The 23,222-nt window shown below is 58.0% G+C and carries 22 protein-coding genes; 8 read left to right on the top strand and 14 right to left on the bottom strand.

All coding sequences use genetic code 11. From position 1 onward, the window contains the following. Positions 1-604 precede the first annotated feature (604 nt). Entirely contained in the window at positions 605-1,327 is a 723-nt protein-coding gene (locus ACQG0S_RS06650; protein WP_048966374.1) for an ABC transporter ATP-binding protein, read from the top strand. Here ACQG0S_RS06650 and bioD read toward each other — a convergent pair. Genes bioD through bioB form a run of 4 tightly spaced genes read right to left on the bottom strand, consistent with a single transcriptional unit; the run spans position 1,290 to position 4,917 of the window. Continuing rightward, on the bottom strand, positions 1,290-1,991 hold the full coding sequence (gene bioD, locus ACQG0S_RS06645; protein ID WP_072200992.1) for a dethiobiotin synthase: 702 nt from the start codon (positions 1,989-1,991) through the stop codon (positions 1,290-1,292). The genes ACQG0S_RS06650 and bioD overlap by 38 nt on opposite strands. Then, a complete protein-coding gene (gene bioC / locus ACQG0S_RS06640; protein ID WP_048966376.1) occupies positions 1,984-2,739 on the bottom strand; it encodes a malonyl-ACP O-methyltransferase BioC in 756 nt (251 codons plus the stop codon). Before bioC ends, bioD begins: the two co-directional genes overlap by 8 nt. After that, positions 2,723-3,880, bottom strand: coding sequence for an 8-amino-7-oxononanoate synthase (bioF, locus tag ACQG0S_RS06635; protein ID WP_022647495.1), 1,158 nt, complete (start codon positions 3,878-3,880; stop codon positions 2,723-2,725). Before bioF ends, bioC begins: the two co-directional genes overlap by 17 nt. Beyond that, positions 3,877-4,917 (bottom strand): biotin synthase BioB, encoded by a 1,041-nt coding sequence (gene bioB / locus ACQG0S_RS06630; protein WP_017384942.1) that lies wholly within the window; start codon positions 4,915-4,917, stop codon positions 3,877-3,879. Before bioB ends, bioF begins: the two co-directional genes overlap by 4 nt. An 86-nt stretch (positions 4,918-5,003) precedes the next feature. Here bioB and bioA point away from each other — a divergent pair, with 86 nt between their 5' ends. Both bioA and ACQG0S_RS06620 read left to right on the top strand, forming a co-directional pair. After that, positions 5,004-6,293 carry an adenosylmethionine--8-amino-7-oxononanoate transaminase gene (bioA, locus tag ACQG0S_RS06625; RefSeq protein ID WP_032621683.1) on the top strand — a complete coding sequence of 430 codons (1,290 nt, stop codon included), beginning with the start codon at positions 5,004-5,006 and terminating at the stop codon, positions 6,291-6,293. A gap of 47 nt (positions 6,294-6,340) precedes the next feature. Next, a complete protein-coding gene (locus ACQG0S_RS06620) occupies positions 6,341-6,817 on the top strand; it encodes a kinase inhibitor (RefSeq protein WP_003858531.1) in 477 nt (158 codons plus the stop codon). Positions 6,818-6,902: 85 nt separating this feature from the next. Here ACQG0S_RS06620 and hutH read toward each other — a convergent pair whose 3' ends face one another. The 5 genes from hutH to hutI form a co-directional block, all read right to left on the bottom strand. Beyond that, entirely contained in the window at positions 6,903-8,423 is a 1,521-nt protein-coding gene (gene hutH, locus ACQG0S_RS06615) for a histidine ammonia-lyase (protein ID WP_048966832.1), read from the bottom strand. Next, positions 8,420-10,108 carry a urocanate hydratase gene (hutU, locus tag ACQG0S_RS06610; RefSeq protein WP_003858533.1) on the bottom strand — a complete coding sequence of 563 codons (1,689 nt, stop codon included), beginning with the start codon at positions 10,106-10,108 and terminating at the stop codon, positions 8,420-8,422. The genes hutH and hutU overlap by 4 nt, the downstream gene beginning before the upstream one ends. A 127-nt stretch (positions 10,109-10,235) precedes the next feature. Then, positions 10,236-10,970 (bottom strand): histidine utilization repressor, encoded by a 735-nt coding sequence (locus ACQG0S_RS06605; RefSeq protein WP_022647491.1) that lies wholly within the window; start codon positions 10,968-10,970, stop codon positions 10,236-10,238. A gap of 19 nt (positions 10,971-10,989) precedes the next feature. After that, complete coding sequence (gene hutG / locus ACQG0S_RS06600; protein ID WP_048966833.1) at positions 10,990-11,928, bottom strand: formimidoylglutamase; 939 nt, start codon at positions 11,926-11,928, stop codon at positions 10,990-10,992. Beyond that, positions 11,925-13,148 (bottom strand): imidazolonepropionase, encoded by a 1,224-nt coding sequence (hutI, locus tag ACQG0S_RS06595; protein WP_063138031.1) that lies wholly within the window; start codon positions 13,146-13,148, stop codon positions 11,925-11,927. The genes hutG and hutI overlap by 4 nt, the downstream gene beginning before the upstream one ends. Before the next feature lie 223 nt (positions 13,149-13,371). Here hutI and ACQG0S_RS06590 point away from each other — a divergent pair, with 223 nt between their 5' ends. Further along, positions 13,372-14,655, top strand: coding sequence for a putative acyl-CoA thioester hydrolase (locus ACQG0S_RS06590; protein ID WP_048966835.1), 1,284 nt, complete (start codon positions 13,372-13,374; stop codon positions 14,653-14,655). Positions 14,656-14,758: 103 nt separating this feature from the next. Here ACQG0S_RS06590 and pgl read toward each other — a convergent pair whose 3' ends face one another. Then, complete coding sequence (gene pgl, locus ACQG0S_RS06585; RefSeq protein ID WP_023305719.1) at positions 14,759-15,754, bottom strand: 6-phosphogluconolactonase; 996 nt, start codon at positions 15,752-15,754, stop codon at positions 14,759-14,761. A 119-nt stretch (positions 15,755-15,873) separates the two neighbouring features. Between pgl and ACQG0S_RS06580 the strand changes: the two genes are divergently transcribed. Then, on the top strand, positions 15,874-16,692 hold the full coding sequence (locus tag ACQG0S_RS06580) for a pyridoxal phosphatase (protein ID WP_022647486.1): 819 nt from the start codon (positions 15,874-15,876) through the stop codon (positions 16,690-16,692). Here the strand turns inward: ACQG0S_RS06580 and modC are convergent, their stop codons facing one another. The 4 genes from modC to ACQG0S_RS06560 form a co-directional block, all read right to left on the bottom strand. Next, positions 16,693-17,751 (bottom strand): molybdenum ABC transporter ATP-binding protein ModC, encoded by a 1,059-nt coding sequence (gene modC / locus ACQG0S_RS06575; RefSeq protein ID WP_017384950.1) that lies wholly within the window; start codon positions 17,749-17,751, stop codon positions 16,693-16,695. Next, positions 17,751-18,443 (bottom strand): molybdate ABC transporter permease subunit, encoded by a 693-nt coding sequence (gene modB, locus ACQG0S_RS06570; protein WP_006809548.1) that lies wholly within the window; start codon positions 18,441-18,443, stop codon positions 17,751-17,753. The genes modC and modB overlap by 1 nt, the downstream gene beginning before the upstream one ends. Then, a complete protein-coding gene (gene modA, locus ACQG0S_RS06565; RefSeq protein WP_023299624.1) occupies positions 18,440-19,216 on the bottom strand; it encodes a molybdate ABC transporter substrate-binding protein in 777 nt (258 codons plus the stop codon). The genes modB and modA overlap by 4 nt, the downstream gene beginning before the upstream one ends. A 178-nt stretch (positions 19,217-19,394) precedes the next feature. Then, complete coding sequence (locus ACQG0S_RS06560; protein WP_003858549.1) at positions 19,395-19,547, bottom strand: AcrZ family multidrug efflux pump-associated protein; 153 nt, start codon at positions 19,545-19,547, stop codon at positions 19,395-19,397. A 127-nt stretch (positions 19,548-19,674) separates the two neighbouring features. Between ACQG0S_RS06560 and modE the strand changes: the two genes are divergently transcribed. The 3 genes from modE to galE all read left to right on the top strand — a co-directional run bounded on the left by modE (position 19,675) and on the right by galE (position 23,221). Next, positions 19,675-20,463 carry a molybdenum-dependent transcriptional regulator gene (gene modE / locus ACQG0S_RS06555; RefSeq protein WP_022647484.1) on the top strand — a complete coding sequence of 263 codons (789 nt, stop codon included), beginning with the start codon at positions 19,675-19,677 and terminating at the stop codon, positions 20,461-20,463. A gap of 67 nt (positions 20,464-20,530) precedes the next feature. After that, complete coding sequence (gene modF / locus ACQG0S_RS06550; RefSeq protein WP_048966836.1) at positions 20,531-22,003, top strand: molybdate ABC transporter ATP-binding protein ModF; 1,473 nt, start codon at positions 20,531-20,533, stop codon at positions 22,001-22,003. A gap of 201 nt (positions 22,004-22,204) precedes the next feature. Then, positions 22,205-23,221: a UDP-glucose 4-epimerase GalE gene (gene galE, locus ACQG0S_RS06545; RefSeq protein WP_022647482.1), complete on the top strand. Its 1,017-nt coding sequence runs from the start codon at positions 22,205-22,207 to the stop codon at positions 23,219-23,221. Position 23,222 lies beyond the last annotated feature (1 nt).

Here is a 23,222-nt window from a genome sequence, read left to right as displayed (position 1 = left end):
GCTAAATTTCAACTGTGACAATATAAAACACCAGCCTCAGGGGGTTATCCCCAGAACTATTACTTTTTTAACATTTGTCAAGGGCGGTTATGAAAGTTTTATGGCAACAGGTGTCGCTGGCGCTGAGGGAATTGCTTTTATCTAATTCGTTAAAAAATATAGACTATTTCCTAAAGCCGCGTTTCGCATCAATTTGGGCGTAACCCGCGTATTCTCTCGCTTATCGCGTGTTTTCTAACTCTAATGCACAAGGTTATCCACAGGAATAGTGGATAACTGCCTCCAGCCCGTACAGCATGCACTCCAGCAAATTCCCGGTTTTTCCCACGAAGCGGCAGTAAAAAATTTTTATCACTCTTTTTTGCCTGGAAAACGTTCATTTTTTCATAAGTAACCGGCGAGATCTTAATCACAATTCCGTCATTTTCCCTGCACCACGATTCGACACGCACGGCACCGGGAGCGTGCAATTCGAACAAACGTTAAGCTTTTAGCAGTGGGTTATTCCTAAAAATGGCTCTTTTTTAATCATTATTTTGTTTCTGGCAGGCGTTTTGCAGATATCAGCCTGAGCATTACCCCACACATTTTTAAGGAGAGAAAGATGTTGAGTCTGCGTGCTGTAAATCAGTTTTACGGAAGCCAACATACGCTATGGAACGTGAATATCGATTTCCCGCAAGGCATCTGTACGGGCATTGTTGGCCTGCCTGGCATGGGTAAATCCACGCTCATGAACTGCATTACCGGAAAGGTGCCCGTTGAGAGCGGCACCATCATATGGCATGAGGCTGGCGCGCCGCCGCGTAATTTGCTCAGCCCTGCGTCAGCATTCACGGCGCCGCCAACGATAGGCTACGTCCCGCAGGATCGGCGGATATTTTCCCAGCTGACCGTCGATGAAAATCTGCATATCGCTATGCGGGCGACGGGGAAATCCGACCCGACATCAAAAAATGACGTGTACGCCCTGTTTCCGGAACTCTATCCGCTGCGACAAATGCGTGCCTCTGCGCTGTCCCCCGACGACCAGTATCAGCTGGCCCTCGCCAGTGCGCTGGTTAATCGCCCGCGCGTGTTGATTCTGGATGAGCCCATGTATGGCGCAGGGCAAGGCTTCGCCCGCAGGCTGGGTCAACTGCTGGTACGGTTGAATCGGGAGCTGGGAATGACGGTGCTGTTAGCGGAGCAACAGCTGTCGTTTATCCGCCGGGTAGCGGATCGTTTCTGCATGCTCTATCGCGGGCGTAACGTGGCACAGGGCCACGTTAACGAGCTGGATGACAACCTTATTGCGCACTGGATGGCGCGGGACATAAGGCGCTGAGGTCAAGATAGCGTCCAGTTTCCGCCTGCTCTGCGCCGTCGGCAAGCCACGGGATCTCGCCGAGAAACGGCGCAGGCAGCACCCGCTTCAGCGTCGCCAGATACTCAGCATGACGTTTACCCGGCGCAACCACGTCATTGGCAATCCACCCTGCCAGACGCAACCCGGCCTGCTGCACGGCCTGAGCGGTCAGCATGGCGTGATTGATACAGCCAAGCTTCACCCCCACCACCAGAATGACCGGAAGCTGTTCGGCCCGCACCCAGTCAGCAAAGGTCTGCTCGTCGGACAGCGGGGTAAACCAGCCGCCAGCCCCCTCCACCAGCACCCAGTCGGCCTGCGTTTCCAGGTCGCGTAATCCGGAAGAGAGCACCGAAAAATCAATCGGACGATCTTCATCGGCGCTAACGATGTGCGGCGAGGTGGGTTCAGCAAAGGTATAGGGGTTCACCGCAGAATAGGCCAGCGCAAGGCTGCTGTTACGCTGTAGCGCCAGCGCATCAGTATTGCGTAAGCCTTCCGGCGTCATCTCGCTGCCGGAGGCTACGGGCTTATACCCGGCCGTTGTTTTCCCCAGCAGACGCGCCGCCTGCAACAGCGCGGCGCTGGCAACCGTTTTACCGACTTCGGTGTCCGTACCGGTAACAAAATAACGTTCAGTCACGTTCAATAATCCCATGAAAAAGATGATAAGAGAGCGGGAACCGGCCCCGATCCTGCGGCCAGGCCAGCCCGAGACGCTGGAGTTGTCCGCGGGTAAGGGGTTTCTTCTCCCGACCGGCGTGCAGGTGCGTCGCGCCTATGCCCTTAAGAGAGCGCATGGCGCTTAACGCATCGCTAAATTCGAGGGTGACGGTCTGGACCTCGCTGCGATAACGCCAGCCTGCCAGCGCCTGAGTGACCTGTTCGTGCGAGAGAAACCGGTTGGCGTGCGGCTGCGCATCCACCGCCCTCCACGCCTGATTCAGCTCCGGCAACGAACTTTCCAGCAGGGTGGTAAAGGCCACCGCTCCGCCGGGCCGTGCCACGCGGTAAAGCTCGCGTAGCGCCTGCGACAGGCTGGTGCACCACTGCACCGCCAGATGGCTCCAGACGAGGTCAAACAGCGCATCCTCCAGCGGGATGGCCTCGATATCGGCCACCAGATAACGGTCTGCTGACTGCTGCTGGCGGGCTTCATCCAGCATCTGCGCAGATAAATCCAGCGCCGTGACCTGGCTGCCCGTTGCGCGCCAGTAGCGGCTATTGCCGCCTGGCCCGCAGCCCGCGTCGAGCACCTGCGCAAAACGCCCGTCACCGAGCGCGGCCAGCAGCCCGCGCGCGCTCAGGCGTTGCAGCTCATCGTGCTGTGAATAGCTTTGCGCTGCCCGGCCAAACGCAGCGGCAACGGCCTGTTTATTGACGGGAGACATACAGTGCCTCCAGAAGCGTATCGATATCCTGCGGCTCGTGCGCTGCCGTAAGCGTCAGACGCAAGCGCGCGGTGCCTGGCGGCACGGTGGGTGGGCGGATCGCCGTGACCCACTGCCCGCGTTCTCGTAGCGCCTGTGCCAGCATCAGCGCCCGATGGTTTTCACCCACAATCACGGGCTGAATGGCGCTGTGCGAGTCGGTAAGCCGGTAAGGCAGTTCGCTTACCCCCCGGCGGAAACGCTGAATATGGTCGGCCAGGCGAGCCCGGCGTTCAGCGCCGTCTTCGCCGCGGATCACCGCAAGCGACGCAGAGAGTGCCACGGCCTGCGCCGGGGGCATGCTGGTGCTGTAGATCAGGTGCCGGGCGAACTGCACCAGGTAGTCGGCCACCGGCTCGCAGCACAACACCGCGGCACCGCTGACGCCGAAGCCTTTTCCAAAAGTGACCACCAGCAGTTCCGGCCTGACGCCCTGCTGATAAGCGCTTCCGCGCCCCTCCTCGCCGGTGACGCCAATGCCGTGGGCATCGTCGACCAGCAGCCATGCGTTTTGCTGTTTTGCGGCATCGTGCAACGCGGCCAGGGGCGCGCTGTCGCCGTCCATGCTGAATACCCCTTCCGTGACCGCCAGCTGAAGCCCTGAACAGGGTTTACCCAGCAGGACGTTCAGCTGAGAGGCATCGTTATGGGCAAAACGCCGCAGCTGTGCCGGGCTGAGACTGGCGGCTTCAAGCAGGGAGGCGTGGCTCAGGCGGTCCGCGATGATGCGGTCGTCTTTGCCCATCAGGGCGGCAATCACCGCCTGATTCGCGGCAAAACCGGAGATAAACAACAGCGCCCGCGGGTAGCCCAGCCAGTCGGCCAACGCTTCCTCCAGCGCCTGATGGGCCGTGGTGTAGCCGCTGACGTGCCCGGAGCCACCGCTGCCCACGCCGTAACGATCCGCGCCCTGCTGCCAGGCACGAACGATCTGCGGGTGCTGGCTCAGGCCCAGATAATCGTTGCTGGAGAAATTACAGAACCGCTCTCCTTCCCGGGTGAGAAAACGGCCTGCACCGTTTTCCACTACCCTGCGTACCCGAAACGCATCCGCCGCCCGCCGCTCGTCGAGCGCGGTCCTGATACGTGCCTGCCAGGTCATACGGCTGCCGCGTTGTAGAACTGGTCAGTGTCGGCGTTGAATATCTGCTGCTCCAGCTGCTGTTGTTGCTCGTTATCCCCCGCCTGTACCCCGGTCTGGTGTGGGTTCAGCCCCAGCTTGCGGAACAGCTGAACGTCTTTGTCCTCTTCCGGGTTTGGTGTGGTCAGCAGTTTGCAACCGTAGAAGATGGAGTTGGCCCCGGCCATAAAGCACATCGCCTGGGTCTGCTCGCTCATCTGCTCGCGACCGGCAGAGAGGCGAACATAAGAGGTTGGCATCATGATGCGCGCCACCGCGATGGTGCGGATGAAATCGAAGGCATCCACGTCCTCATTATCCGCCAGCGGCGTACCTTTTACCTTCACCAGCATGTTGATGGGCACACTTTCCGGCGGGGTCGGCAGGTTCGCCAGCTGTAACAGCAGGCCGGCACGATCTTTTACCGTTTCGCCCAGTCCCACGATCCCGCCGGAACAGACCTTGATCCCCGCATCACGCACTTTATCCAGCGTGTCCAGACGCTCCTGATAGGTGCGCGTGGTGATGATGTTGCCGTAGAATTCCGGCGAGGTATCGAGGTTGTGATTGTAGTAATCCAGCCCTGCCGCCGAGAGGCGCTGCGCCTGCTCCTCGTTTAGCGTACCCAGGGTCATGCAGGCTTCAAGCCCCATCTCCTTCACCCCCTTCACCATCTGCTCCAGATAGGGCATGTCGCGGTCATGCGGGTTTTTCCACGCCGCGCCCATGCAGAAGCGGGTTGAGCCAGCGTTTTTGGCCTTGCGCGCTGAGTCGAGCACCTGCTCGACTTCCATCAGGCGCTCGGATTCAAGACCGGTTTTATAGCGCGCGCTTTGCGGGCAATATTTGCAGTCTTCCGGGCAAGCCCCGGTTTTAATCGACAGCAGCGTGCTGACCTGAACATGACGCGGATCGAAGTGCTGGCGGTGCACCTGTTGCGCCTCAAACATCAGCTCCAGGAAAGGTTTGTTGAATAATTCAGTGACTTGCGACATCGTCCAGCGTGCGTGGTGAGCCATCGGGCTTCTCCAAAGGGTTTTGTTAATTGTCGGTTCGGTTTATACTTGTAAACCTAAAACTTTTCAAAATGGTTTACAAGTCGATTATGACCCAGGACGATCTCGCCTTCGATAAGCAGCATATCTGGCACCCTTACACCTCCACGACCCGCCCCCTTCCCGTCTATCCGGTAGCCTCGGCCCACGGCTGCGAGCTGCATCTCGCCAGCGGCGAGCGGCTTGTTGACGGGATGTCCTCCTGGTGGGCGGCGATCCATGGCTACAACCACCCGCGTCTGAACGCGGCGATGAAAGCGCAGATTGACCAGATGTCACACGTGATGTTTGGCGGGATCACGCATCAGCCCGCGGTGGATTTATGCCGTCGCCTGGTAGCGATGACGCCTGAATCGCTGGAGTGTGTTTTCCTGGCTGATTCCGGCTCGGTGGCCGTGGAAGTGGCGATGAAAATGGCGTTGCAGTACTGGCATGCGAAGGGCGAAACGCGCCAGCGGTTCCTCACCTTCCGCAACGGCTACCACGGCGACACCTTCGGGGCGATGTCGGTGTGCGATCCGGACAACTCCATGCACAGCCTGTGGAAAGGCTACCTGCCGGAAAACCTGTTTGCGCCAGCCCCGCAGAGCCGCTTCGACGGCGAATGGGACGAGATGGACATGGTGGGCTTCGCGCGGTTGATGGCGGCCCATCGCCACGAGGTTGCCGCCGTTATTCTCGAACCGATTGTGCAGGGCGCGGGCGGAATGCGGATGTATCACCCCGAGTGGCTGAAGCGCATTCGGAAGATGTGCGACCGCGAAGGGATTTTGCTGATTGCCGATGAGATCGCCACCGGCTTTGGTCGTACCGGGAAGCTGTTTGCCTGCGAGCATGCGGGGATCGCGCCGGATATTCTGTGCCTGGGGAAAGCGCTCACCGGCGGCACCATGACGCTCTCCGCCACGCTCACCACCCGCCAGGTTGCCGACACCATCAGCGACGGCGACGCGGGCTGCTTTATGCACGGCCCGACGTTTATGGGCAACCCGCTGGCCTGCGCCGTGGCAAGCGAAAGCCTCGCCATTCTGGAGAGCGGCGAGTGGCAGACGCAGGTGGCGGTGATTGAGGCGCAGCTGAAGCAGCAGCTAAGCGTGGCGGCGGATGCGGAATACGTCGCGGACGTCCGCGTGCTGGGCGCCATCGGGGTGATCGAGACAACGCATCCGGTGAACATGGCCGCGTTGCAGCGCTTCTTCGTTGACCAGGGCGTTTGGGTGCGACCTTTCGGTAAGCTGATTTACCTCATGCCGCCGTACAGCATTTCTCCGGATCAGCTCCACAAGCTGACCGGGGCAGTGGTTAAAGCCGTTAACATATCAGCGCATTTCACGATTTAACCCCATGCGTTACACTTTCTGAATGAGTGAGTAACGAGGGAAATAGGATGAAAATCATCAGTAAAGATTTGCGCGACGGCGAAAAGCTGCCGGAACGTCACGTGTTTAACGGGATGGGTTATCAGGGAGATAATATCTCTCCCCATCTGGCGTGGGACGATGTACCAGCGGGAACCAAAAGTTTTGTCGTGACCTGCTACGATCCGGATGCGCCAACCGGCTCGGGCTGGTGGCACTGGATCGTGGCAAACCTGCCCGCCGACACCCGCGTGCTGCCGCAGGGTTCCGGTTCCGATCTGGTTGCCCTGCCCGACGGTGCGATTCAGACCCGCACGGACTTTGGCAAAGCGGGCTACGGCGGCGCGGCGCCGCCAAAAGGGGAAACGCACCGCTATATCTTCACGGTGCACGCGCTGGATGTGGACAAGATTGAGGTTGACGAAGGGGCGAGCGGGGCAATGGTAGGCTTTAACGTCCATTTCCATTCGCTGGGCAGCGCGTCGATTACGGCGATGTATTCATAAAAAAAGCCGGGTGGCGGCTACGCCTTACCCGGCCTACATTTCGCATTCGTAGGCCCGGTAAGCGCAGCGCCACCGGGCAAAAAAATCACAGCACGGAAGGTAGCAATCCTGCAAGGGTTTCTTCTTCCAGAAGCTGTATCGCCTTATCAATATCCGGCGCAAAGAAGCGGTCCTCATCGTAGTGCGTAACGTGCTCGCGCAGCGTATGACGCGCCTGCTCCAGCAGCGGGCTGGATTTTAGCCCTTCGCGCAAATCAATACCCTGACACGCCGCCAGCCATTCCACCGCCAGCACGCCGCGGGTGTTGGAGGCCATCTCCCACAGTCGACGCCCGGCAGCCGGGGCCATCGAAACGTGATCTTCCTGATTTGCTGACGTTGGCAGGCTGTCCACGCTGTGCGGATGCGACAGGGCTTTGTTTTCGCTTGCCAGTGCTGCGGCGGTGACCTGGGCGATCATAAAGCCCGAGTTCACCCCACCGTTGCGCACCAGGAATGGCGGCAGCTGGGACATGTGTTTATCCATCATTAGTGCGATTCGACGCTCGGACAACGCTCCGATTTCGGCAATCGCCAGCGCGATATTATCTGCGGCCATCGCCACCGGCTCGGCGTGGAAGTTGCCGCCGGAGACCACCTCGTTTTCCTGAGCAAACACCAGTGGGTTGTCGGACACCGCATTGGCCTCCACCAGCAGCACTTCTGCCGCCTGGCGAAGCTGTGTCAGGCATGCGCCCATCACCTGCGGCTGGCAGCGCAGAGAATACGGATCCTGCACCTTCTCGCAGTTGTGATGCGAATCGGCAATGTCGCTGGTATCGGTAAGTACGTGGCGGTACATGGCAGCGGCATCAATCTGACCGCGCTGGCCGCGCACCTCGTGGATGCGGGCATCGAACGGACGACGCGAGCCGAGCACCGCTTCAGTGGTCAGCGCACCACACACCACCGCGGAGGCGAACAGTTCTTCCGCTTCAAACAGGCCGCGCAGCGCAAAGGCCGTCGATGCCTGCGTGCCGTTGAGCAGCGCCAGCCCTTCTTTTGCTGCAAGAGTAATCGGCACTAAGCCGGCTTTTTTCAGCGCCTCTTTCGCAGGCAGCCACTCCCCTTGCCAGCGCGCCTTGCCTTCACCCAGCAGGAGCAGTGACATATGCGCCAGCGGCGCCAGATCGCCGGAAGCTCCGACGGAGCCCTTCGCCGGGATCCACGGATAAACTTCAGCATTCACCAGCGCCATCAGCGCCTGGATCACGCTCAGACGAATGCCGGAAAACCCACGCGCCAGGCTGTTGATTTTCAACACCATCATCAGGCGGACGATCTCATCGTCCAGCGGCTGGCCAACCCCTGCCGCGTGCGAGAGCACCAGCGAACGCTGTAAATTCTCCAGATCGTGCGTGGCAATGCGGGTCTGCGCCAGCAGGCCAAACCCGGTATTGATGCCGTAGGCGGTGCGCCCCTCCGCTACAATCGCCTCCACGCAGGCCACGCTGTCATTAATGGCACGGTGGGCGCTTTCATCAAGGGCGAGTGTCACCGGCTGACGCCAGACGTGACGCAGCTGTTTGAGCGACAAAGAGCCGGGAGTAAGTGTTAACGCGTTCATGCAGGCTTTCCTTGTGTGGCGGGGATCATCGGCAGGTTCAGGCCCTGCTCTTTGGCACAATCAATGGCAATCTCGTAACCCGCATCCGCGTGGCGCATCACGCCGGTTGCCGGGTCGTTATGCAGCACGCGAGCAATACGTGCCGCCGCTTCGTCGGTACCGTCACAGACGATGACCATCCCGGAGTGCTGGGAGAAGCCCATCCCGACGCCGCCGCCGTGGTGCAGCGACACCCAGGTTGCGCCACTGGCGGTGTTCAGCAGGGCATTCAGCAGCGGCCAGTCGGAGACCGCATCCGAGCCGTCGCGCATGGCTTCGGTTTCACGGTTCGGACTGGCGACAGAGCCGGAGTCCAGGTGGTCGCGGCCAATGACGATCGGCGCGGAGACTTCGCCGCTGCGCACCATTTCGTTAAAGGCGAGGCCGAGTTTTTGCCGCCACTCCAGCCCGACCCAGCAGATACGCGCTGGCAGGCCCTGGAAATTAATGCGCTCGCGCGCCATGTCCAGCCAGCGGTGCAGGTGCTCGTCGTCGGCGACAATTTCCTTCACTCTGGCGTCGGTTTTGTAGATATCCTCCGGGTCGCCGGACAGGGCAACCCAGCGGAACGGCCCGATGCCGCGGCAGAACAGCGGACGAATATAGGCGGGCACGAAGCCGGGGAAGTCAAAGGCGTTATTCACCCCCATCTCTTTCGCCATCTGGCGGATGTTATTCCCGTAATCAAAGGTCGGAATCCCCATCTTACTGAAGGCGAGCATCGCGGAGACGTGTTCCGCCATGGCGCGTTTAGCCGCCAGTACCGTGCCCTCAGGATCGGTTTCCGCTTTTTGCTGGTAATCTTCCCACGTCCAGCCTTTTGGCAGGTAACCATGAAGCGGATCGTGAGCGCTGGTCTGGTCGGTGACCAGATCCGGACGCACGCCGCGCGCCACCAGTTCCGGCAGAATATCCGCCGCGTTGCCGCACAGGGCAACCGACACGGCTTTGCCTTCAGCGGTGTACTTTTTGATGCGCGCCAGCGCGTCATCGAGGTTGTCGGCCTGTTCATCAACATAGCGGGTACGCAGACGGAAATCGATGCGGCTCTGCTGGCACTCAATGTTCAGGGAGCACGCGCCCGCCAGCGTCGCGGCCAGCGGCTGCGCGCCGCCCATGCCGCCCAGTCCGGCGGTGAGCACCCAGCGGCCTTTCAGTGAGCCGTTATAGTGCTGTCGGCCCGCTTCCACGAAGGTTTCATAGGTGCCCTGCACAATCCCCTGGCTGCCGATGTAGATCCAGCTACCCGCGGTCATCTGGCCGTACATGGCCAGCCCTTTTGCGTCCAGCTCGTTGAAGTGTTCCCACGTCGCCCAGTGCGGCACCAGGTTGGAGTTGGCAATCAGCACACGGGGCGCATTTTTATGGGTTTTGAATACGCCAACCGGTTTGCCGGATTGCACCAGCAGCGTTTCGTCGTTTTCGAGATTCGTCAAAGACTCGACAATCGCGTCATAGCACGCCCAGTTGCGCGCGGCGCGGCCAATGCCGCCGTAGACCACCAGCTCATGGGGATTTTCTGCTACCTCAGGATCAAGGTTGTTCATCAACATGCGCAGCGGTGCTTCGGTGAGCCAGCTTTTTGCGGTGAGCGTGGTGCCGCGCGCGGCGCGGACATCCTGCTTGCGGTATTTATCTGACGACATTGTGTGTTCCTCATAAGGGACAGGTGATGCATTTAGATATACTTGTATAGACAAGCACACACAAGGTCGGATTTAACAAAAAAGATACAATTTTGCTATATTGCGTTAGCGATCACGCTTATAAAACTTATGACATAAAGTGGCCCTGCAACCGGTAACGATTCCCCGGGAACAGCAGCTTCGCATGCGACACGATCTGCGAGGATGACCAGGTACGACGGCGGATCAGCAGGCAGGGATCGTGCTCTTTAATACGCAACAACTCGCACTCCTGAGGCGTGGCGCGCACGGCCTCCACGATATGCTCCCCTTCCGTCAGCGGGGCGACGAGCGAGAGATACGCATGCGGTGTGGTTTGGGTGTAATCCTGGTTCAGGTAGTCCGGGATCCGCTCCGCGTTGACGCAGCGATCTTCAATCTGGACCGGAATATCGTTCTCATAATGCACCATCACCGAATGGAAGATCCGGGTGCCCTCTTTAACGTTCAGCTCGATGGCCTGTTCGGCGCTGGCCTGCGTCTCTTCAAGCACCAGCACTTCGCAGTGGTGCTGATGGTTGCGGGCGGCAATTTCATCGGCAATGCTGCGGATTTCAAACAGCGCCGACTGTCCTTTTGGCTCGGCGACAAAGGTTCCGACACCCTGCAAACGCACCAGCAACCCTTCATCGGTCAGTTCCCGCAGCGCCCGGTTAATGGTCATTCGACTAAAGCCATACTGCGCGACCAGTTCAGCTTCGGAGGGAATACGGTCGTGCGGACGCCAGACGCCGGCAGCAATTTTTTCGCTGATCGCCTTTTTCACCTTCTCATAAAAAGGTGCGGGTGGGCTGGAGGGTTGCTGCGGTGAGCGTGAAAACATGCTGACTCCTGTAATGTGGTTATGCCCACCAGTGAGCAATTTGCCAGGCCAGTCGGGCGGCAAGCTTCGCCCCCTGACCGTCCCGGTCGTAGTGCGGATTATATTCCACCAGATCCGCCGCCTGTAGTTTACCGCTTCGGCAGATACGCTCAATCACCGGGAACAGATCCAGCGCCGGGATCCCCAACGCCGCAGGGGCGGATACGGCGGGCATTTCTGCGGCGGGCAGCACATCGAGGTCAATGGTGAGATAAACCCGGTCTGCCTGCGCAAGCACGCTATCCAGCGCGGATAGCGCATCCCGGCGAAAATCGAGATCTTCAACCAGCATCACGTTCAACCGTTCAGCTTCCTCCCACAGCGCCTGGGTATTCGCCGCACGGCTTACCCCCAGGCAGGCGTAGTGAAACGACCGCGACTGCGACGCGCAGTAGTGCGCCAGCTGGCGGAACGGCGTGCCGGACGTAGCCCGTTCAGCCTTACGTAAATCGAGGTGCGCATCCAGGTTGATCACCGCAATGCGATCGTTCGGAAAGGCATCCAGCACGCCGCGCCCGTGCGCCCAGGCGGTTTCATGTCCACCGCCGAAAACCAGAGTACGCATCCCGGATTGCTGGCACGCGGTAATGGCCTCGCTCAGCGCCTGCTGTGCCGCCTCCAGCGCATTGCCTTCAACAAAAATGGAGCCCATATCCACGAGGCGCGCATGCCCCTGATGGCTCGCCATATTCGCCAGCGCGCCGCGCAGCACATCGGGAGCCTGTGCAGCACCGGGCCTGCCCTGGTTACGCTTAACCCCTTCATCACATTCAAAGCCCAGCAGGGCGATGCCTGACGGCACGGGTGCAAAGTGTTCGCGCTGCTTTATGGTCTGGAAGAGACGTTTCGCGGTGCTGGATTCGGCGCTGTCGTCACGACCCTGCCAGACCTGCCGGGAAACGGGATGCCACAATTTCATGCTACCTGCCCCCGAAACACGCGTTGATATAAAGGATTCCGCCCCGGCTCGTAAACCATCTCAACCGGATGATTCGCCTCCCAGACGACGAAATCAGCCACATAACCGGGCTTTAATTGCCCGTGCGTCGCGCCACGACCTAGCGCCTGCGCCGCATGCCGCGTCACGCCAGCCCAGGCCTCTTCCGGCGTGAGGCCAAACTGGACGCAGGCCATGTTCATTGCCAGATGCAGGCTGGCAAACGGGCTGGTGCCCGGGTTGTAGTCGGTAGCCACCGCCATCGGCACGCCCTGTTCTCTGAGCTGCTCCACCGGTGGACGCTGGCGCTCCTGAAGAAAATAGAACGCGCCGGGGAGCAATACCGCCACCGTGCCGCTTTGCGCCATCGCCTGAATACCTGAATCATCGAGATACTCAATATGATCGGCCGACAGCCCTTTATACTGGCTGACCAGCGCCGCGCCGCCCAGATTCGACAGTTGCTCTACATGCCCTTTAACCGGTATCCCGAGCGCGGCGGCGGCCCGGAACAGGCGCTCGGTTTGCACCGGGGTAAAGCCGACGTTTTCACAAAACACGTCCACCGCTTCAAATAACTCTTTTTGCCACAGCGTGGGCATGATCTGCTCACAGACCAGCGTGAGATAGGCATCCGGATCCTGTCGGTACTCGGCAGGAACGGCGTGCGCGGCCAGCAGCGTCGGGCTGATATCGACCAGATTGTTCAGGCTGAGCTGGCGGGCAACCAGCAGCATTTTCTCTTCGGCCTGGGCATTCAGTCCGTATCCCGATTTGATTTCAACGGTCGTTACGCCTTCATTCATCAGCCGCTGGAGCCGCTGCTGTGCCACCGTCAGGAGCATTTCCGGCGAACTGTTGCGGGTCGCCGTGACCGTGGCGTTAATACCGCCGCCCTGCGCGCTGATGGTCTGATACGACACGCCGTTAAGCCGTTGTTCCCATTCCGCTGCGCGATCGCCGCCGAACACCAGATGGGTGTGGCAATCGATCAGGCCGGGAGTAACCAGACGCCCGTCGAGATCGACACACTGACGATGCCCGGAGGGGATCTCGGCTTCAGGAATAACGGCCGCAATCGTCTGGCCGCGCACGACGAGGGCATGTTGTTCTTTCAGACCATAGGGTTCCGGCTCACCTGTTGCCAGGGTCGCCAGTCGCGCATTTCGCCATATCACATCATCGGGATGAAGCTGCTGCATGTGCCTTCCGCTTGTCATGGGTTGTATAGACATTTATTTTCATCTGTCACCTGCTGTCAACCGCCTTGCAGGAAAATGTTATTTATTTGTGATGACTTTCCCGTCGCCTGCGGGCAAAAATGCAACTTTTCCCGTTTTTATCTTCCCGTTTCGCTCAACTTAGTATAAAAAAGCAGGCTATTTCGTCTATTCAGATAAGACTTGCATACCCAGGAGCATTACCTTGAATATTTCCAGGATTTCCCGTCTGGCGTTGGCACTCGCCTTTGGCGTGACTTTATCCGCTTGCAGTTCAACACCACCGGATCAGCAACCATCTGAGCAGGTTGCTCCGGGCACCGCTTCCCGTCCGATCCTGTCAGCGGCTGAAGCGAAGAACTTCACCCGTGCGCACTATTTCTCGGCGATGGATCCCAATGCAGCCCCATGGACGCCTTCTTCTATTAACCTGCCGAAACAGCCAGACTTCGTTGTCGGCCCGGCCGGAGCAGAGGGCGTTACGCACACCTCAATTCAGGCAGCTGTTGATGCCGCAATCACCAAACACAGCGCATCTCGTCAGTACATTGCCATCCTGCCGGGTGAATACGAAGGAACCGTTTATGTTCCGGCTGCACCGGGAAGCATTACGCTTTACGGACTTGGCGAAAAAGCGGTCGACGTGAAAATTGGCCTGGCGATTGATTCAGAGATCGACAGCACCACCTGGCGCCATCTGGTGAACCCGGCCGGTAAATACATGCCAGGTAAACCGGCGTGGTATATGTTTGATAACTGCCAGCGCAAACGTGCCGCCACCATTGGCGTGATGTGCTCGGCGGTATTCTGGTCACAGAACAATGGCCTGCAATTGCAGAACCTGACCATTCAGAACACCCTGGGCGACAGCGTTGACGCAGGTAATCACCAGGCCGTGGCGCTGCGTAGCGATGGCGACAAGGTACAGATTAACAACGTCAATATCCTGGGCCGCCAGAATACCTTCTTCGTGACCAACAGCGGCGTGCAGAATACCCTTCAGAACAATCGTCTGACGCGTACTCTGGTCACCAACAGCTACATTGAAGGCGACGTGGATATGGTCTCCGGTCGCGGCGCGGTGGTGTTTGATAACACCGACTTCCGCGTGGTGAATTCACGTACGCAGCAGGAAGGTTACGTCTTTGCCCCAGCCACGCAGTCCAATCTGTTCTATGGCTTCCTGGCCGTGAATAGCCGCTTTACTGCTGCTGGCGATGGCGTGGCGCAGCTTGGCCGCTCTCTGGACGTGGACTCCGCCACTAACGGCCAGGTCGTGATCCGCGACAGCGTGATTAACGAAGGCTTTAACATGGCGAAACCGTGGGCGGATGCGGCGATCTCGAAACGTCCTTTCTCCGGCAACATCGGCACGGTGGATGATAAAGACAACGTGCAGCGTAACCTGAACGACGCTAACTTCAACCGCATGTGGGAATACAACAACCGCGGTCTGGGTAGCAAGGTGGTTGCTGAACCGAAGCAGTAAAATGCCTGCTGCCGGGTGGCGGCTACGCCTTACCCGGCCTACCTCATGCATTAACCACGCATAAAAAAACCTCGCATGTGCGAGGTTTTTTTTCGTCTACGGATCAGTGAGCGTTAATTACAACCCACATCGGCCCTTGTCCGACCGCATAGCGTCCTTTCTCTTCCAGTAGACCCTGCACGCCTTTGATTTCATAGAGCGCGATGTGGTGGGATTTCTGCCCCGCAGCAATCAGGTATTTGCCGCTGTGATCGACATTAAAGCCGCGCGGCTGGGTTTCTGTCGGCTGGAAGCCCTCAACTGCCAGAACGCTGCCGTCTTCTGAGACGCTGAAGACGGTGATCAGACTGGAGGTACGGTCACAGGCATACAGGTGGCGGCCATCCGGCGTGATGTGAATGTCTGCCGCCCAGCGTGTGTCGGAGAAATCAGCTGGCATCATGTCCAGCGTCTGTACGCACTCGATCTGCCCGTTAGGATCGTTCAGCTCCCAGACATCTACCGAGCTGTTCAGCTCGTTAACGACATAGGCATACTGCTGATTCGGGTGGAAGACCATATGGCGCGGGCCTGCGCCTTCCACGGTGGTGACTTCCGCCGGGCTCTGCGCGACCAGATGACCGTCATCGCTCAGGGTAAACAGGCAGATGCGATCCTGCTTCAGCGCTGGCACCCACAGCGTGCGGTTATCCGGCGAAATGTTGGCGGAGTGGCAACCTTCAAGCCCTTCTACCACGTCGACGGTTTCAACGGGAATACCGTCTTCCAGGCGGGTGACGCTCACGCAGCCTGCATTGTAGGAGCCGCTGAAGATAAAGTTGCCTTTATGGTCGGTAGAAATATGGGTCGGGCTGCCCGGCAGCGGCGCTTCTGCGGTATAGGTCAGCGCGCCGTCATCCGGGGAGATGCGGTATGCGAGTACGCGGAATTCCGGGCGTACCCCGACATAAAGAAAACGTTTATCCGGGCTGACGACCATCGGCTGCACCTGGCCTGGCACATCAACAACCTGAACCAGCGTAAGCGAACCTTCTGTATTCAAACGCCAGACATGGATCTGCTGACTTTCAGGACTGGCGGTATAAACGGTTTGTTTCATGAATACTCCTGATTATTTTTAACGGTGAATGCTGAATTGTAGTCCGGGATTTTGCAGGGTTCCGCTCTCGGTGTACCATCCCGACAGACCTTAAATTCAACATTAACCCGGAAGAAAAAATGACCTCGCGAGTGATTGCCCTGGATTTAGACGGAACACTGCTTACCCCTCAGAAAACCCTGCTCCCCTCTTCTCTTGAGGCCCTCAAACGAGCCCGGGAAGCGGGGTATCAACTTCTCATCGTAACGGGTCGACATCACGTAGCCATTCATCCTTTTTATCAGGCACTGGGCTTAGATACACCTGCAATTTGTTGTAATGGCACTTATTTGTATGATTATCAGGCAAAAAAGGTTTTAACCTCTGATCCGCTTCCCGTTCCGCAGGCGCTGCAATTGATTGATTTACTGGATGAGCACGCGATTCACGGCCTAATGTATGTGGATAACGCCATGCTGTATGAACGCCCTACCGGCCATGTGATCCGCACCAGCAACTGGGCCCTGTCTTTGCCGGAAGCGCAGCGACCGGTGTTCACTCAGGTTTCCTCCCTGCGCCAGGCGGCGGAAGACGTCCAGGCAATCTGGAAATTTGCCCTGACCGATGAAGACACCGCCAAACTGAACACCTTCGCAAAACATGTCGAGCATACGCTGGGTCTGGAATGTGAATGGTCCTGGCACGATCAGGTGGATATCGCCCGTAAAGGCAACAGCAAAGGAAAGCGTTTGACCCAGTTCGTTGAGTCACAGGGCTGGTCAATGCAGGACGTGATTGCCTTCGGCGATAACTATAACGACATCAGCATGCTGGAAGCGGCCGGAACGGGCGTGGCGATGGGCAACGCCGATGATGCGGTGAAAGCGCGTGCTAACGTGGTGATTGGCGATAACACCACCGACAGCATCGCGCAGTATATTTATACCCACCTGCTGTAATCAGGCGGTGATAGAGACGCTCTTGATTTGCGCGTAAAGCCACAGGCCAGGCTTGATGCCTAACTCATCCCTGGCCCACGGGCTGATGCGCGCCCACAGCGTTCTGTTGCCCACTTCCAGTTGCACTTCTACCTGGCCGTTATCATCAAAACACTGCGCCACTTTTGCGCGCAAAATATTGCGGATACTGGTTTGCAGCGGCGGTTGCAGCACCAGGGAGACATCCGACGCCTGAATGCGGATCCGTAACGTGGACTGAATCGGCGTATCGATTTTATTCACCCACAAATGCTGGTCACCCAGCGCCAGCGCGGTCATCGCATAATGTGGATGGTGCTCCAGCACGCTCACCTTCAGAATGCTGCTCTGCTGCTCCTTTGGCAGCCACGGATGCATAACGCTGCTGCCCCATACCTCTTCCAGATTGCCGAATGCCTTCACCCTGCCCGCCTCCAGCACCAGCACTTTGTCGGCCAGATGTAAGATCTCATCCAGCGAATGGCTGACGTACAGCATGGGCACGTTGATTTCCCGCGCCAGACGTTGCAGATACGGCAGCAACTCGCGCTTGCGCGGAATATCCAGCGAGGCCAGCGGCTCATCCAGCAGCAACAATTCCGGCGCGGTTAACAGGGCGCGGCCAATCGCCACGCGCTGTTTTTCACCACCCGACAGCGAAGAAGGGAGACGATCGAGCAGCGGTTCGATGCCCAGCAGCGCCACCAGCTTATCGAACTGTCCGGCCATGCTTTTTGCCATGCCATAGCGCAGATTTCCGCGCACGCTGTAGTGCGGAAACAGGCGCGCATCCTGAAACACATAGCCGATGCGGCGCTTATCCGGTGACAGGCAGACCTTCTTCTCCGCGTCGTTTAAGACGCGGTTATTTAACACAATACGGCCAGACTGGGGACGCGTCAGGCCGCTAATCGCATTAATCAGCGACGTTTTCCCTGCCCCGGAAACGCCAAAAATGGCGGTGATACCGCTGGCAGGCAGCGTTTCGTTAAGCGTCAGAGTGTGGCTGCCCAGGGTTTGCGTAAAGTTGAGTTCCAGCATCACGGTTTCCCCATCCGTTCACGGCTGAGGCGCGCCAGCCATTCAGACACCAGCAGCGAGACCAGGGCGAGTACAATCGAAATAATACACAGCCGGGCCGCCGCACCTTCGCCACCCGGGGTTTGAATCAGGGTATACATGGCCGACGGGATGGTCCGCGTCTCGCCGGGAATGTTGGACACAAAGGTGATGGTCGCGCCGAACTCACCCAGTGAGCGGGCGAAGGCTAACACCGTACCGACGATAATGCCCGGTAAGGTGAGCGGAAGCGTAATGGTCAGGAATACCCGCCAGCGGCCTGCACCCAACGTGCGGGCGGCCTGCTCTAGCCGGATATCCACCCCTTCCAGCGCCAGGCGGATAGCGCGCACCATTAGCGGGAAGGACATTACTGCCGCGGCCAGAACCGCGCCGCGCCAGCTGAAAGCAAAGGTCAGGCCGAACCAGTCGTACAGCCATTCGCCGATAAAACCGCGTCGCCCCATGGAGATCAGCAGCAGATAGCCGACCACCACAGGCGGTAACACGAGCGGAAGATGGAGAACACTGTCAAGCAGGGCTTTGCCTGGAAACTTCACGCGAACCAGTAACCAGGCAAAGAACACCCCAAAGGGCAAACTCAGCGCAACCGCCAGGGAAGAGACTTTCAGGCTCAGCAGCACGGCCTGCCATTCAGGTTCGGTCAATATCATTCGTGAGTCGTAAATCCGTAACGTTTAAAGATAGCGGACGCTTCAGGCCCCTTCAGGTAGTCAACGAAGGCCGTCACGGTCGCATTTTTATGTCCATCAACTATCGCAACAGGATATTCTACTTTCTTATGCGAGTCTTCCGGGAAGGTACCGACCACCTTCACACCTTTACTGGCGACGGCATCGGAGCCGTAAACGATCCCGAGTGGGGCTTCGTTACGCTCCACCAACGCCAGCGCGCCGCGCACATCTTCTGCGGGAGCCAGCTTCGGCGATAAGGTCTCCCATGCGCCCAGTTTTTGTAGCGCTTCTTTCGCATAAATCCCGGCAGGGACATGCTCCGGATCGCCTACCGCCAGACGGCCACCGTTGAGCAGACGGGTCCAGTCCGTCTGTTTGTTGATGGCGATGTCGCCCTGCTTACTGTTTGCGGGCGCGACCACCACCAGGCTATTTCCCAGCAGGGTTTCGCGGCTAGCCGTATCAACAGATTTTTTCTCCACCGCGTAGTCCATCCATTTCTGATCGGCAGAGATGAACAGATCAGCCGGAGCCCCCGCTTCGATCTGGCGGGCCAGCGTGGACGAGGAGGCAAACGACGAAACGACCTCGACGTTTTTCTCTTTTTTGTATACCGCAGCAATATCCTGCATCGCGTTAGTCAGCGACGCCGCCGCAAAGACCGTGATTTTTCCTTCATCCGCCAGCGCGTGGCCGGTGAGTGAGAGAGTCAGCGTTGCCCCTGCGAAAAGGCGTACCCATGAACGTGCCATTTGAAGCTCCTGTGCGTATCGTTATATACAAACAAATATAACGACATATCGCAGGCGTTCCTAGCGCTAAATCGTACCCATTAATGCGTAAACTCAAGGAACGTTGTAAAAGATATCGGCGGGAGAGGAATAAACTTGAGAGCAAAACGCCCGGGCTGGCCGGGCGTTTTGGAGGAAATCATTGCTGCTTTTTAGGCTGGTCACGACGATGACCAATGTTCGAAAAGACGTTGAACACTTCACCCAGGCCGTAGATGGCACCGAGGATGATAGCCATCACTACTGGCACCATGATTACCGCGAATACCAGACTTTTCAACAACTCTAACATGGTTTTCTCCAGATCTTGTGAACGGCTTATTCTACCCTGAAAAGTAAGAAAAACATCCCCTTTTGTGCGGTGCGCTTTCCGCACCCGGACATTTGGGTCACAATAACCTTTTTGCCGGGACATTGTTATGCAGGCCGAAATTCTCCTCACCCTACGACTTCAGCAGAAGCTTTTCGCCGATCCGCGACGCATCGCCCTGTTAAAACAAATAGAACAAACTGGCTCGATTAGCCAGGGAGCCAAAAACGCCGGCATCAGCTATAAAAGCGCCTGGGATGCGATTAACGACATGAACACCCTGAGCGAACAAACGCTGGTAGAGCGCGCCACCGGCGGAAAAGGCGGCGGCGGCGCCGTGTTGACGCGTTACGGGCAACGCCTGATCCAGCTCTATGACTTACTGGCGCAGATCCAGCAAAAAGCATTTGATGTGCTGAGCGATGACGACAACCTGCCGCTGGACAGCCTGCTGGGCGCCATCTCCCGTTTCTCTTTGCAGACCAGCGCCCGCAACCAATGGTTTGGTACGGTGACGGGGCGCGATCATTCGCAGGTGCAGGAGCATATTGAGATCCTGCTCGCGGACGGCACAACGCGCCTGAAAGCCGCCATCACCGCGCAAAGCGGTCAACGCCTCGGGCTGAACGAAGGTCAGGAAGTGCTGGTATTACTCAAAGCGCCCTGGATCAGCATCACGCTTAACCCTGAGCAGGCCGCCGAGGCCGACAACCAGCTACGCGGGCGTATCAGCCACATCGAGCGCGGCGCAGAACAGTGTGAAGTGCTGATGACCCTGCCGGATGGACAGTCGCTCTGCGCCACCGTTCCGGTGAACGACGCGACCGAATTAGATGAAGGTGCTGTGGTGACCGCATATTTCAATGCAGACCGGGTAATTATCGCCACATTGTGCTAAGCGCATTGACAACCCCACCAACACTGAGTATCCCTGACATCTGTTGCTGCAAAAAATGGGATAACACATGTCATCATTGCATATTTCGCAAGGCACGTTTCGTCTTAGCGATACCCGTACCTTATCGCTGCCAGAGTTAACCCTTCGCGCCGGAGAAAGCTGGGCGTTTGTGGGCACGAACGGCAGCGGAAAATCGGCGCTGGCCCGCGCCCTGTCGGGTGAATTAACCCAGCTGAAGGGTGAGCGTCAGTGCACCTTTACCCGGCTGACGCGCCTTTCCTTTGAACAGCTGCAAAAGCTGGTCAGCGATGAGTGGCAGCGTAACAATACCGATTTGCTCAGCCCCGGCGAAGAAGATACCGGCCGCACGACGGCGGACATTATCCAGGATGAGATAAAAGATCCTGCCCGCTGTCAGCAGCTGGCGGAGCAATTTGGCATTACCGCCCTGCTTAACCGCCGCTTTAAATATCTCTCTACCGGCGAGACGCGCAAAACGCTGCTGTGTCAGGCGCTGATGAGCGAGCCGGAACTCCTGATTCTGGATGAACCGTTTGACGGACTGGATGTGCAGTCCCGCGCGCAGCTGGCAGCGTTGCTGGCGTCGCTTAACCAGCAGGGATACACCCTTGTGCTGGTCCTTAACCGCTTTGATGAGATCCCGGATTTCGTACATTACGCGGGCGTGCTGGCGGACTGTAGCCTGACCGAAACCGGCGAGAAAGCCGTACTGCTCCGGCAGGCGCTAATTGCACAGCTGGCCCACAGCGAGAAACTGGACGGTATTGCGCTGCCGGAGCCGGATGCCCCTTCGGCACGCCACGGGCTGGATCCTGACCAGCCGCGCATTGTGCTGCGCGATGGGGTGGTTGCTTACGACGATCGCCCTATTCTTAATCATCTCAGCTGGACGGTTAATCCTGGTGAGCACTGGCAGATCGTCGGCCCCAACGGGGCGGGTAAATCCACGCTGCTCAGCCTGATCACTGGCGATCACCCGCAGGGTTACAGCAACGATTTGACCCTCTTCGGCCGCCGCCGCGGCAGCGGGGAAACCATCTGGGATATCAAAAAGCATATCGGTTATGTCAGCAGCAGCCTGCATCTGGACTACCGGGTGAGCACTACGGTGCGAAACGTGATCCTCTCTGGCTTCTTCGACTCCATTGGTATTTATCAGGCGGTATCCGACAAGCAGCACAAGCTGGCGCAGCAGTGGCTGGATATTCTGGGTATGGACAACCGGGTAGCCGATGCGCCATTCCACAGCCTGTCGTGGGGGCAGCAGCGGCTGGCATTGATCGTCCGCGCGCTGGTTAAGCATCCTACGCTGCTGATTCTTGATGAACCGTTGCAGGGGCTGGATCCCCTCAACCGTCAGCTGATCCGCCGCTTTGTGGATGTCCTGATTAGCGAAGGTGAAACCCAGCTGCTGTTTGTCTCCCACCATGCTGAGGATGCCCCGTCCTGCATCACCCATCGGCTGGAATTTGTACCTGACGGCGAGCATTACCGCTACCTGCTGAGCAAAATCGATTAACGCGTGGAGGGCGCTGCCCTCCGCTTTTCAGACAACCTGCAACAATACATCTCTATCTCTTTGATCTACAATGCACTCAGTCTGTGAAAAAGCGCCTGTGAAAACCAGTGTAAACGATACCACTATTTTATCCCATGTCACACTTTTCGCGTCTCTGATATGCTATGGTTAATTCATACCATAAGCCTAATGGAGCGAAATATGCGAGTTCTGGTAACAGGTGGTAGCGGTTACATAGGAAGTCATACCTGCGTACAACTTCTGCAAAGCGGCCACGATGTCGTCATTCTTGATAACCTGTGCAACAGTAAGCGCAGCGTGCTGCCGGTCATTGAACGCCTTGCGGGTAAACAGCCGACTTTCGTGGAAGGCGATATCCGCAATGAAGCATTGATGACTGAAATCCTTCACGATCACGCGATTGAAACCGTTATCCACTTCGCGGGCCTGAAAGCGGTGGGCGAATCGGTAGCAAAACCGCTTGAGTACTACGACAACAACGTCAACGGTACCCTGCGTCTGATCTCCGCCATGCGTGCGGCGAACGTTAAAAACTTTATCTTCAGCTCTTCCGCGACCGTCTACGGCGATCAGCCAAAAATTCCTTACGTTGAAAGCTTCCCGACCGGTACGCCGCAAAGCCCGTATGGCAAAAGCAAGCTGATGGTAGAGCAGATTCTGACCGACCTGCAAAAAGCCCAGCCTGAGTGGAGCATCGCGCTGCTGCGCTACTTCAACCCGGTTGGCGCGCATCCGTCAGGCGACATGGGTGAAGATCCGCAGGGCATTCCAAATAACCTGATGCCGTATATCGCGCAGGTTGCCGTAGGGCGTCGCGACTCCCTGGCGATTTTTGGTAACGATTATCCCACCGAAGACGGCACCGGCGTGCGCGATTACATTCACGTGATGGATCTGGCCGACGGCCACGTGGCGGCGATGCAGCAGCTGGCGGATAAACCGGGCGTGCATATTTACAACCTCGGCGCCGGCGTCGGCAGCAGCGTGCTGGATGTGGTGAATGCCTTCAGTAAAGCCTGCGGCAAGCCAGTGAAGTATCACTTCGCGCCGCGTCGTGATGGCGACCTCCCGGCTTACTGGGCCGATGCCACCAAAGCGGATAAAGAGCTTAACTGGCGTGTTACCCGCACGCTTGATGAAATGGCACAGGATACCTGGCACTGGCAGTCACGCCATCCGCAGGGTTATCCGGATTAAG

It is taken from the genome of Enterobacter cloacae complex sp. 418I7, from assembly GCF_050030705.1.
Lineage (GTDB): Bacteria > Pseudomonadota > Gammaproteobacteria > Enterobacterales > Enterobacteriaceae > Enterobacter > Enterobacter intestinihominis.
The sequence above is the reverse complement of the archived record's forward strand: the minus strand, read 5'-3'. Positions and strand labels throughout refer to the sequence as shown.